The sequence below is a fragment of the Amedibacillus sp. YH-ame6 genome (assembly GCF_053848845.1).
On the sequence record NZ_JBSPEZ010000032.1, the window covers coordinates 20,444 to 31,561 of the forward strand.

Below are 11,118 nucleotides of genomic sequence, written 5' to 3' on the forward strand. Positions count from 1 at the left end.
TTCACGTACATCGGCTTTTTTTAAATTCCAATATGCAATACTTTGGATTGATAAATTTCTTCAGGATCGACACACTCCATCTCTCCTAAATGTATTGCTGGTTTTGTTTTTCCATGGAAATCGCTACCCGCTGTGATACATAGATGATGTTCTTTGGCGTAGTTGCGATAGAATTCTACTTGTTCTGGAGTATGATAGCTACTATATGCTTCAATTCCAACAACATCATAAGAGAAGATATAGTTTAATAAGTCTACATTTTCTTTCGTATTGTTTCCAGGATGTGCTAGTACAGCAATACCTCCTGCATGTTGAATCAAATGGATTGCCTCTTCTAAACTCATATAATTGATTTTTACATATGCTGGTTTTCCTTGTGAACAATAGTCCCAATAAAAGTTAACATATGGATTATCACTGCGTGATCCTCCTGGCAAATATTCTTTTAAGAACGCATGATTACGTTCATCCATTAAGGCAACCTCCGCAATCACTTCTCCTGTAATACATCCATGATGAGATAGTTCATATGCTTTATCTTCATCGATATACAATCCTAAATCACGAGCAAGTTGTAAACGTGTTCCAGCTGCGGCTTGTTCTTGTTTTAATAAAGAAGCTGTTACATTCGCGAAGGCTACATCTGCTTCATTTATGCCATATCCTAACACATGCAATTCTACATCATCAATAACACAATCAAGTTCAATTGCTGGAATTAATGTTAACCCTAATGCACTTGCGGCTATCTTCGCATCAGATACTGCTTCTACACTATTATGATCCGCAATTGCGACAACCTCTAATCCTGCATTATGACAAAGCTTCATTAATTGTTCTGGAGTATATTCTCCATCATCACTTTTCACACTATGCATATGTAAATCTATTTTTAAATAATTACCCATTTTGATCACCTCTAACTATAATTATATTGACAAAAGAGCATTCTTACCATAATAATATAGCCATAAAGTATTACAATTTGGACGAAAGGTAAGGATATCCTATGAAAACTCCTATTTGTGAAATAGAACTTGATGAACGACGCCGTGAAATTATTGCGGCTGGTAGTGATACATTTCCTATCAGTGCTTTCTATAATGACTTAAAACAAATGCCCGCAAATGAAATTCCTTGGCATTGGCATGAAACCATTGAGGTGCTTTATATCTATCAAGGAAGTGCAACGTTACAAATCCAACAGGAAGAAGTTATCTTACAAGAAGAAGAAGGTGCTTTTATTAATACAAATGTCTTGCATTCCATCAAGGGACATCATGGAAACTGTATTTTTTATTCTTTTGTATTTTCTGCAGATCTTATCAGTGATAAAACTTCAGGTGTTGTACAACAACATTATATCGATCCCCTCTTACACAACAACAATCTTCCCTATATAAGAATGTCTTCTTCAAAGATGTGGGAGAAAGAAGCCGCTCAATGTGTTCTACAAGCTTTTGAGCATTATGAGAAAGGTGGATTCGCTTATGAAATGTTAGTACGAGAACAATTATCTCATATGTGGTATTTATTAGTGTCTCATGTATTATGTGAACAAGAAACTAGTAAGGAAGAGACAAACACTGTAAAACGTATCAAATATATGTTGCATTATATTCAACATCATTACCAAGAAGATATTACATTGAAACATATCGCAGATTGTGTCAACATCAGTGAGAGAGAAGCTTTGCGTTGTTTTCAAAAAACATTGCATGATTCCCCTATTTCATACCTGATGCAATATCGTATATCAAAAGCTACACAATATCTTCAAGAGAGTGATAAACCGATAACTGAAATATGTGCGTTATGTGGATTTGAAGACCCTAGTTATTTCTCTAAAGTATTCAAACGCTATATGCATACAACACCAAGAAACTATCGGAAAGAAACTTCTTAAGAAGTTAATCTTCTAGCATTTCTATTTCGCAAATATCTTCAATGGAAATTTTCGTTTGATCTTCAAAATGTAGCACATGCGCCACATCATCTATCCGTTTAAGGTTCTTATTGATGGTGATATACTCACCACCATGTTTATAAATATCTGGTTCAAAATAGGTCACTTTGATACGTGGCCTTTTCTTTAAATGTAATAGAATCTTTTGTAGTTCTTCATTTAAGCGTATGTTTTCAGTTTCATCCAATATTTTTTTAGAACTTGTGATTCTTTCTTTTTCATAAACTGCCTCTTTGTGTCCAGTCAAAGCCGCAAATGGAGCGAATTGTGCAGCTCTAGAAAGACGGGGCATAGGAGCGTGTTTTCTAGATTGATGTCTTGGTAAATGGATGATATCTTCATATGTATTTGTTTTCTTTTTTTCCATATAATCGCTCCCTTTCTTTATGCTTTATGTCCACCAATCTTTTCGTTTCTTTCTTTGCTTTGTGCACCTTCTTCTAAATTCATACCCTTTAACAATGCGTTCTTGCCATATTTCTTTTTGATACGAAGGGTTGCTTTCTGTAATTCTTTTTCCTTTTCTAATGCAATGGTTCGTTGTTGTTCTTGTTTTGCCAAGGCTTCATAATCTACAAAAAGATCCAATTGGTCACAACTCGTTTGATTGGCATCTTGTTGTTCGTGTAAGAGATGATTCGCAGATATATTGATACGTCGTATGGTAAGGTTCGGATTCACAATGGCATCATACACCTTCATCACAGCTTGTATGATTTCTCTTGATGAGGAAGTTGGTTTATCAAGGTTTGCGCTACCATGCGCGTGTTTGGGTAGTTTACGTCCATAATAGTCAGTTGTAAACTCTTCGACATATTGCGCAGCCTTTTCACTATTTTCGATATCATAGCCAACATGCAATACAATTTGATCACTTACAAATTGTTTTTCTACCAAATCCAACGCTAATAAATCCAGCATTTCTTTTACAATCAAACGTGCTTTTTCAAATGGATAGGGACAACTTAAAACTTGTCCTGTTTCTATACTGTGATTCGCTGGTTGATAAGCTTTAATATCCTCCATGGTACAAGATTCATATCCCCATGCATGATCAATTAACAACTCCGCATTTACACCAAACAATTGATACAAACGTTCTTCATTGTAATACTCATGTTCTTTTCCAATGGAACATCTTGCGACATCTCCCATCGTATAGATTCCAATTTGTGCTAACTTCTTCGCATACCCTCTCCCAACTCTCCAAAAGTCAATTATTGGTGTATGTCCCCATAACAATTCACGATATCTTTGTTCATTTAACAACGCTATTCTTACACCATCTTTATCTGGTTTCACATGCTTTGCGACGATATCCATCGCTACCTTACAAAGGTATAAATTCGTACCAATTCCTGCTGTTGCGGTAATATATGTACTTTTCTCAATATCTTGAATGATTGTTTTTGCCAATTCCTTAGGTGTCATATGATAGGTGTTTAAATAGCTCGTCACATCCATAAACACTTCATCAATGGAATATACATGAATATCTTCAGGTGCTACATATTTTAAATAGATTTCATAAATCTTCGTGCTATAGTCCATATAATATGCCATTCTAGGAGGTGCCGCAATATAACTTAAGGCAAGTGATGGATTTTGTTGTAGTTCCACAGCATCATAAGATTCTCCTTGAAACTGACGATTCACAGCTTTTCTTTTACGCATCATATTGATTTCATTTACTTTTTGGACAACCTCAAATAGACGAGCTCTTCCTGAAATTCCATATGCTTTTAAAGAAGGTGTAACTGCTAAACAAATCGTTTTTTCCGTTTTACTCACATCCGCTACAACAAGATTTGTTGTCAATGGGTCTAATCCACGATCCACACATTCTACAGAGGCATAAAATGATTTTAAATCAATCGCTATGTAAATAGAATTTTTCATATCATCTACCTCCTTGTACTATTCTATATTTTAACAAATATAACCTCCATCAACAATCTTTTATCCTGAAAGTTTTGGATGGATTTCTTACATTAGTGTTTTCTTATTCGATTGTTTCATACTGCCCTTCTCTACGAAAGAAAAAAGATAACTTAGGCGTTATCTTTCTTCTTCATCAATGTTTTGATATCTTTCACAATGCTTTCTTCCTGGATACCATGTTCTTTTAATAATTCATTTACATCATAGCGCGATGGGAAGCTTTTTTTGATTCCATATGTTTTTACCATCATGTCATCTGTTCCATAGTAACGAGCAATCTTTTCTCCAAAGCCCCCCTCTAAAATTCCATCCTCTAACGTAATGACTAGTTTGTGGTCTTTTTTCAATTCATCCAATAAGTTCGTATCCAATCCTGTGATATATTTTGGATTGATAAGAGTCGCCTTCATTCCATGTTCTTTATCTAATTGTTCCACAACATTTTCTCCTATGGAGTAAAAGTTACCAAGTGCTAAAATTGCTACATCACTTCCTCTTTTTGTCACCTGATAGGTATTTAACAAAGCATAATCACTCTCATCTTTTTTACCTGAATAACGTAGAGTTCCTGCGGGTACACGAATCGCGACTGGATGTTGTTCTTGATGTAATCCCCAATGTAACATCGCTTCATATTCTTCCATACAAGTTGGTGCCAAATACACCATATTTGGTATATTCCCCATCATTGCGATATCGAATAAGCCAAGATGTGTTTCATCATTCATGCCATAAACACTCGCCGCAAACACCAATACTAATGCTGGGTTCTTATTGATGCATAAATCATGGGATAGTTGATCATAGGTGCGTTGTAAGAAGGTACTATATACGCCATATACTGGTTTCCCTCCCCCTTTCGCAATTCCAGAAGCTAAGGCAACCGCATGTTCTTCCGCAATACCTACATCTATAAATTGTTTGCCAGCCTGTATTCTTTGTTCTTTATGAAAGCCAAACACAGCAGGAGTACCAGAGGTAATCGCAACTACTTTTGGATCTTCTTTCATAGCGTTCAATAAGTATTGTGCACTGAATTCATCGTATCCCATTTCTTCCATTGTGAATTTTGGCTTCCCTGTTTCTAAATCAAAAGGCATATTCCAGTGCCAATGTTCTTTATCTGTTTCAGCTAGTTTATATCCTTTTCCTTTTGTCGTACATACATGTACGACAATTGGTTGTGTTCGATCTTTTATCGTTTCAAAGGTTGAAATAAGTCCTTCTATATCATGTCCATCTTCTACAAAACAATAGTCCAAATTCAATCCCTTGAAGTAATTGTCAACACAGGTACCTTTACTTTCTCTTAACTGTTTAAGTTTCTCATACATGCCACCATGATTTTCCGCAATGGACATGCCATTATCATTCACAACAATGATCATATTTCCACCAGCTTCTCCAATATAGTTAAGTCCTTCGAAGGCTTCTCCACCACTCAAAGAACCATCTCCAATAATCGCAATCACATTTCCTTTTTCACCTTGTAAATCTCTAGCCTTAGCTAACCCACACGCTAAGGAAACAGAGGTTGAAGTATGCCCAATGGTAAAGAAATCATGTTCACTTTCAGAAGGATTGGTATATCCACTTACCTCATCATATTTATCTTCATCCATAAATGCAGACTTTCTACCCGTCAATATTTTATGAACATAGCTTTGATGGGACACATCAAATACCATTTTATCCGTTGGTGAATCAAATACATAATGAAGTGCAATGCTGAGTTCTACTAAACCAAGGTTTGGACCAATATGTCCTCCATGTACACTTAATTTCTTCAAAAGTACTTCTCGAATTTCTTGACTTAATACTTCTAAAGCCTTTGTATCAAGCGCCTTTACATCCAATGGTGAATTTATCTTTTTTAAATACATTATGATTTCCTCCTATTATCTTTCTTATACATGTTCTCCAAGTTGCATAGCTTCTTGTAAAAGGGATGAGTTTTTCTTCACATCTTCGATACCAGTTAAACCAGTCCCATACACAACTCCTTTTAGTTGTGTTCTTTCAAAACATGAAATCCATCCCTCTATTCCTTTTATCGCGCCATCCATTGCGCTTCTCTCTTCTTCTGCAGCACTTGCGATCAAATAGATGTCCTCAAATTTATAATCACTTCCATACAAAGGATTTGTACGATCCAATAAGGTTTTCATTTGTCCACTCATTTCATAAAAGTAAATAGGTGTCGCAAATACAAGTACATCACTGGTTCGCATCTTTTCAAGAAGCATAGCGACATCATCTTGTAATGGACATTTTCCACTCACTTGACAAGACAAACATCCTGTACAAAATTTCAAATCCATATCCTTTATGTATATCTTCTCTACACAATGTCCAACGCGTGTTGCGCCTTTTTCAAAAGCATCTGCTAGACAATCCGAGTTTCCTTGTTTTCTTGAACTACTTGAAAGTATTAATATTTTCTTCATATGGCTCCTTCTTTCTTTGTTATTTTTGTTGTTTCTTCAATTGATACATCAGATAATCTAAACAATCTAACTTCTTATTTCGTTCATGAACTTCTTGTAGTAATTTACATCGATGACAAGATAATAAACGAAGCTGTTCTTTAATCTGTCCGCTTTCTTCCAACTGCATGAATTGTGCAATGGTTTTCTCACTACAATCTGCATCTAATAAGTTTTGTCTTAAACTATCGATACTGGGTTTATATACCACACTTTCACCTCACATTTTCTATTGTATTCTTGAACACCTTGAATATCAAATACTTATAGCAAATACATCTTCATGCTTGACAGGCATAAAAAGGATTCATTATAATGAGAATATGAGGTGATCATATGGAAATTCGAGTATTACGTTATTTTCTTGCTGTCGCAAGAGAAGAAAACATATCCAACGCTGCACAAGTTCTTCACATTACACAACCAACCCTATCTAGACAATTGATGGATTTGGAAGAAGAGCTAGATACCCAGCTATTTGTAAGAGGAAATCGTAAAATTTCACTTACAAACGATGGCATGTTCTTTAGAAAAAGAGCACAAGAAATCATCGATTTGGTAGATAAAACTGAATCTGACTTCCTATCTAGTGAAGATATTGTTTCTGGAGATGTTTGTATCGGCGGTGGTGAAACAAATGCGATGAGTTTTTTAATGGAAACCGCCAAATCTATACAAGACACACATCCAAACATCCACTTTCATATACAAAGTGGTGATGCTAGTGCCATCACAGAATTAATAGATAAAGGATTGATCGATTTTGGTGTCTTAATAGGACCTAGTGATCTTAGTAAATATGATTATTTACGCTTACCTTTCAATGATACTTGGGGTGTCTTAATGTTAAAGGACAGTCCTCTAGCAAACAACGAATACATTCAACCAAGTGATTTATGGGATTTACCGTTGATAGCGTCTAGACAACCCTTACGTTATAATGAATTATCCTCTTGGATTGGAAAGCACTATGAGAACCTAAACATCGTCGCTACCTATAATTTGATTTACAACGGAAGTAAAATGGTAGAAAGCGGTATGGGATATGCCATCACTTTGGATCATTTAATTAGTACAGATGAACAAAGTAAATTTGTATTTCGTCCACTTTATCCACCATTAGAAGCAGGTTTAGTCATTGTCTGGAAGAAATATCAAATATTCTCAAAACCAGCTGAGTTATTCTTAAAACAACTACAAAACCGTTGTTATGCTTTTAACGAGAAACATTAAACTACAAGAACGTTGATGCTTTATAACTTTCAATACCCGCTCGAAGTCTTTGTAAGCCCTCGTTTAATCGAATCTTAGGACAAGCTATATTCATGCGTAAAAAACCTTTACCATTTTCCCCAAACATAGAACCATAAGACAGATATAAACCTGTTTGCTTTCGAATGTGTTCTACCAAAGATACATCATCCTCACAAATTTTAGTACAATCTATCCATAACAGATAGGTTGCCTCACTCTCTACAACATGTAGCTCAGGTAACTTTTCTTGGATATAAGATTGTACTTCTTTTTTGTTAGAGTCGATATACTCACAAAGCTCTACTAACCAATCCTTTCCCTTTTCAAACGCCGCATTACTTGCGCTTATCGCAAAGCTATTGGGTTCACCTACTTCATCACTTTGAATTCCGCGGTATACCTTATGTCGCAATTGCTCATTAGAAATAATTATACAAGAGGTTTGAAGTCCCGCAAGATTAAAGGCTTTGCTAGGTGCTACACAAGTGATGCAGTTTTGTTGATTTTCTAAGGAAGCACTCGCAAATGGAGTATAGGATGTCTTTATAGAAACAAGATCACAGTGTACTTCATCTGATACAACAAGAACATGATGTTTTACACACAACGCTCCTATACGAACTAATGTCTCTTTATCCCACACCTTTCCAATTGGATTGTGTGGATTACAAAGAATCATTAATGTTGTTTGAGAATTTGATAGTTTCCTTTCTAAATCATGAAAATCAATTTCATATTGTCCATTCACATACTTTAAATCACTTGAAAGTACATGCCTTCCATTGTTCACAATAGAATTATAGAAAATGTTATATACCGGAGATTGAATCAATACATTATCTCCAATGTTTGTGACATGACGAATAATGGATGAAATCGCAGGTACAACTCCTGTGCAAAACATCATCCAGCTAGTTTCAAAGTGCATTTGATGTTGTTGAATCCACCACCTCTGTATATGTTTATAGAAGGAAATCGGAACTGTAGAATATCCAAATATTTTATGCTCTACTCTTTTTTGTAAAGCTTCTACGATTTCGGGAGCTGTCGCAAAATCCATATCCGCTACCCACATTGGAAGCTCTCCTTCTTTTACATCCCACTTTAAGGATGCAGTATCTGTGCGGTCACTTAAGGTATCAAAATCATATTTCATATCAATACCCTCTAACAAACACAACTTGTTTGTCTATTGCTAGATTCCATAATTGGATGTTGAAGATATTGTATTTTGGTTAAGGAAGGATCTATTTTATCTTCTTCTAAAATTACTTCTCCAATACTACTCGCTTGAATACTTCCTGATATAGGGTTTTTGATACTATCTATATGGGAAGTAATAGAAACATCCAGTATACAATACTCAAATGCGAAAGATGTATTCATCAATTTACAATTCACCATTTTCAAGTTCTCAATATAACATAACCCTTGTAGGCTCTCAATCGTACAGTTTATAAATGTAATATTCTTTGAATTCCAACCCAAATACTCTCCCACGATTGTAGAATCATATACCACTACATTCTCACAATTCCAAAATGCATCCTTGGATAATAATACAGAATTATGGACTTCAATATTCTTTCCACCATCGAAACTATAATTCCCTGTTAAATGTAAATGGTCTACATAGATATCGGAACTATTCATTCCAAAGTAATCTCCTTGCGCATGTACATTTCTTAATGAAATGGCATTACAATTCCACAAGGTTTCCTGTGCATTTGCCATATGTACATTCGTTAATACAATATCGCTACTACGTCGAAATGTTTTAGGGGATTCCAATGTGCAATTTATCATTTCAATATGATCTGTATACCAAATACCAGAACGTGCCGTTTCTAATAATGTTGTATTGGATACTTTTATATTCTTGCAATACCATAATGGATATTTCCATTTAAAAATACTTTCTATAATTTCAATATTCTGACTTTCTTTTAATGGTGATTCTCCTTGTGCAAAGATGGATCTTTCTATTGTAATATCCTTACTATTGAACAATGCTCTTTCTCCACTTAAATATGCTTCTTTTACTAGTTTCATAAAATTTCTCCTTATTCTTTCATTTCTAAATATACTTCGATTACAGCATTCCCTACAATTTTGTCCAATACGCTAAGATTCTCTATTTTCCCAACAGGTGTATATTGAAAAGTAGTGAGAAAGCTTTCATAAAATATCACAAGACAATTGGACCCAAACAACATTATATCTCCTTTATGAATTTGCGCTATCGTTTGACTGTTCGTTGTAAAGTTTTGATTTAAATAAACGAATTTCTCATTTCGATGCAAATCTTCCATCGAAAAACTTATTGGTAATATTTCTTTGAGTTCTTTTGTAGTTTTATTATCATACAAGATTATCTTTGAAGATTGATCATTTATAGTGATATACAACTCTTTCAATGTTTCCACCTCTCTTTTTTTTTCATTTATTATTGTATTGTTTTGTATCGGTACGCGCTCTTTTTTTGTCTGTATTTGTACCTTTGGACTAGATATATAAACTGGTTGTTTCTTATCATTACACGCGACAAGAAGTACGCACATACAGATTGTTATCAGTACTTCACTCCTCATAAAACCACCTCCTCTTCATAGTATTGTTTAGCTCTTTGAAAGGTTTTGTTTTAACATTCTACCTTTCTTATTTACATTGTAAAAGAAGTGTTCGGAAATGTCGAATACCTATATAAAATAGATCATCATGCCTTTAAAGCATAAATACATATATAAAACAAAAATCCTGTCTTGTCCAAAATCATTATAATCTTTTAATAGAATTTTGTTTCACTTAGCACATTTGATCGTCCATTAGAAATGGTGACACTTTTTTCACTTGTTCTATGGATAAAGTAAGTATCTGTGTGGACGCATCAATATGAAACTATGTTTGAATAAGGTGATTCAAGAACTTATATCTTTTATCCTTATATGAGTGCCTTCTTTTCATCCTTCATCATAATATCTTTGTTGAATTTACTATTTTCGAATTTCATGATTTAGTTTTCAAAAACATGTTCAATATTATCAATTTCATATTGATATGACTCACATTGACCCCATAACATGTCCCTGCGCTCATAAGATACTATTCCTTGAATTGAATGTTCACTCCTATCAAATCGAGTAGAGACTAATAATCATTAATGTTATTTCGCCCCTCTCACACCATCAGTACGTACGGGTCTTGTATACGGTGGTTCAGCACTTTACTTGTTTGTAGTAATCTGTAAAGAAGATATAGTTCTTTGATTTAATATAATCATTCGTTAATGTCTTACTTAAAACAGGACTATGGACTAATCGCCAATATCCTTTTCTTGTATTCGCATTTCGATATGCTTCATTATCACTCATACCTAGTTTAATAAGGTTTTTGCACCTTGTCTTTATTTTCTTCCATTGTTTCCATATCCGGCACCTTATCTTACTTCGCATCCATTCATCTATTTGCTTT

Annotated in this window: 11 protein-coding genes and 1 pseudogene; 2 read left to right on the forward strand and 10 right to left on the reverse strand. The window is 34.6% G+C overall.

The window, feature by feature from the left end:
* Nucleotides 1-20: 20 nt before the first annotated feature.
* On the reverse strand, nucleotides 21-908 hold the full coding sequence (locus ACWG0P_RS14760; RefSeq protein ID WP_455789375.1) for a PHP domain-containing protein: 888 nt from the start codon (nucleotides 906-908) through the stop codon (nucleotides 21-23).
* A gap of 101 nt (nucleotides 909-1,009) precedes the next feature.
* Between ACWG0P_RS14760 and ACWG0P_RS14765 the strand changes: the two genes are divergently transcribed.
* A complete protein-coding gene (locus ACWG0P_RS14765) occupies nucleotides 1,010-1,906 on the forward strand; it encodes an AraC family transcriptional regulator (protein ID WP_455802384.1) in 897 nt (298 codons plus the stop codon).
* Between the two features lie 4 nt (nucleotides 1,907-1,910).
* Here ACWG0P_RS14765 and ACWG0P_RS14770 read toward each other — a convergent pair whose 3' ends face one another.
* The 5 genes from ACWG0P_RS14770 to ACWG0P_RS14790 form a co-directional block, all read right to left on the reverse strand.
* Complete coding sequence (locus ACWG0P_RS14770) at nucleotides 1,911-2,333, reverse strand: hypothetical protein (protein WP_455802385.1); 423 nt, start codon at nucleotides 2,331-2,333, stop codon at nucleotides 1,911-1,913.
* A gap of 17 nt (nucleotides 2,334-2,350) precedes the next feature.
* A complete protein-coding gene (locus tag ACWG0P_RS14775; RefSeq protein WP_455802386.1) occupies nucleotides 2,351-3,865 on the reverse strand; it encodes a Y-family DNA polymerase in 1,515 nt (504 codons plus the stop codon).
* A 152-nt stretch (nucleotides 3,866-4,017) separates the two neighbouring features.
* Nucleotides 4,018-5,790 carry a 1-deoxy-D-xylulose-5-phosphate synthase gene (locus ACWG0P_RS14780; protein ID WP_455802387.1) on the reverse strand — a complete coding sequence of 591 codons (1,773 nt, stop codon included), beginning with the start codon at nucleotides 5,788-5,790 and terminating at the stop codon, nucleotides 4,018-4,020.
* Nucleotides 5,791-5,814: 24 nt separating this feature from the next.
* Nucleotides 5,815-6,354, reverse strand: coding sequence for a flavodoxin family protein (locus ACWG0P_RS14785; protein ID WP_455789384.1), 540 nt, complete (start codon nucleotides 6,352-6,354; stop codon nucleotides 5,815-5,817).
* 19 nt (nucleotides 6,355-6,373) lie between these two features.
* Nucleotides 6,374-6,604 (reverse strand): hypothetical protein, encoded by a 231-nt coding sequence (locus tag ACWG0P_RS14790; RefSeq protein ID WP_455789385.1) that lies wholly within the window; start codon nucleotides 6,602-6,604, stop codon nucleotides 6,374-6,376.
* A 125-nt stretch (nucleotides 6,605-6,729) separates the two neighbouring features.
* On the opposite strand from ACWG0P_RS14790, the gene ACWG0P_RS14795 reads away from it, so the two are divergent.
* A complete protein-coding gene (locus tag ACWG0P_RS14795) occupies nucleotides 6,730-7,626 on the forward strand; it encodes a LysR family transcriptional regulator (RefSeq protein ID WP_455802388.1) in 897 nt (298 codons plus the stop codon).
* Nucleotide 7,627: 1 nt separating this feature from the next.
* Here the strand turns inward: ACWG0P_RS14795 and ACWG0P_RS14800 are convergent, their stop codons facing one another.
* The 4 genes and pseudogenes from ACWG0P_RS14800 to ACWG0P_RS14815 form a co-directional block, all read right to left on the reverse strand.
* Nucleotides 7,628-8,803: a MalY/PatB family protein gene (locus tag ACWG0P_RS14800; protein ID WP_455802389.1), complete on the reverse strand. Its 1,176-nt coding sequence runs from the start codon at nucleotides 8,801-8,803 to the stop codon at nucleotides 7,628-7,630.
* Nucleotides 8,804-8,814: 11 nt separating this feature from the next.
* Entirely contained in the window at nucleotides 8,815-9,699 is an 885-nt protein-coding gene (locus ACWG0P_RS14805) for a DUF3737 family protein (RefSeq protein WP_455802390.1), read from the reverse strand.
* 11 nt (nucleotides 9,700-9,710) lie between these two features.
* On the reverse strand, nucleotides 9,711-10,238 hold the full coding sequence (locus ACWG0P_RS14810; RefSeq protein ID WP_455802391.1) for a cyclophilin-like fold protein: 528 nt from the start codon (nucleotides 10,236-10,238) through the stop codon (nucleotides 9,711-9,713).
* A 624-nt stretch (nucleotides 10,239-10,862) separates the two neighbouring features.
* Nucleotides 10,863-11,118, reverse strand: a pseudogene (locus ACWG0P_RS14815) (group II intron reverse transcriptase/maturase); the annotation flags it as partial.

Bases quoted from the DNA above. Each gene is read 5' to 3' on its own strand.
- ACWG0P_RS14760 (WP_455789375.1), bottom strand. From the start codon at position 908: ATGGGTAATTATTTAAAAATAGATTTACATATGCATAGTGTGAAAAGT.
- ACWG0P_RS14765 (WP_455802384.1), top strand. From the start codon at position 1,010: ATGAAAACTCCTATTTGTGAAATAGAACTTGATGAACGACGCCGTGAA.
- ACWG0P_RS14770 (WP_455802385.1), bottom strand. From the start codon at position 2,333: ATGGAAAAAAAGAAAACAAATACATATGAAGATATCATCCATTTACCA.
- ACWG0P_RS14775 (WP_455802386.1), bottom strand. From the start codon at position 3,865: ATGAAAAATTCTATTTACATAGCGATTGATTTAAAATCATTTTATGCC.
- ACWG0P_RS14780 (WP_455802387.1), bottom strand. From the start codon at position 5,790: ATGTATTTAAAAAAGATAAATTCACCATTGGATGTAAAGGCGCTTGAT.
- ACWG0P_RS14785 (WP_455789384.1), bottom strand. From the start codon at position 6,354: ATGAAGAAAATATTAATACTTTCAAGTAGTTCAAGAAAACAAGGAAAC.
- ACWG0P_RS14795 (WP_455802388.1), top strand. From the start codon at position 6,730: ATGGAAATTCGAGTATTACGTTATTTTCTTGCTGTCGCAAGAGAAGAA.
- ACWG0P_RS14800 (WP_455802389.1), bottom strand. From the start codon at position 8,803: ATGAAATATGATTTTGATACCTTAAGTGACCGCACAGATACTGCATCC.
- ACWG0P_RS14805 (WP_455802390.1), bottom strand. From the start codon at position 9,699: ATGAAACTAGTAAAAGAAGCATATTTAAGTGGAGAAAGAGCATTGTTC.
- ACWG0P_RS14810 (WP_455802391.1), bottom strand. From the start codon at position 10,238: ATGAGGAGTGAAGTACTGATAACAATCTGTATGTGCGTACTTCTTGTC.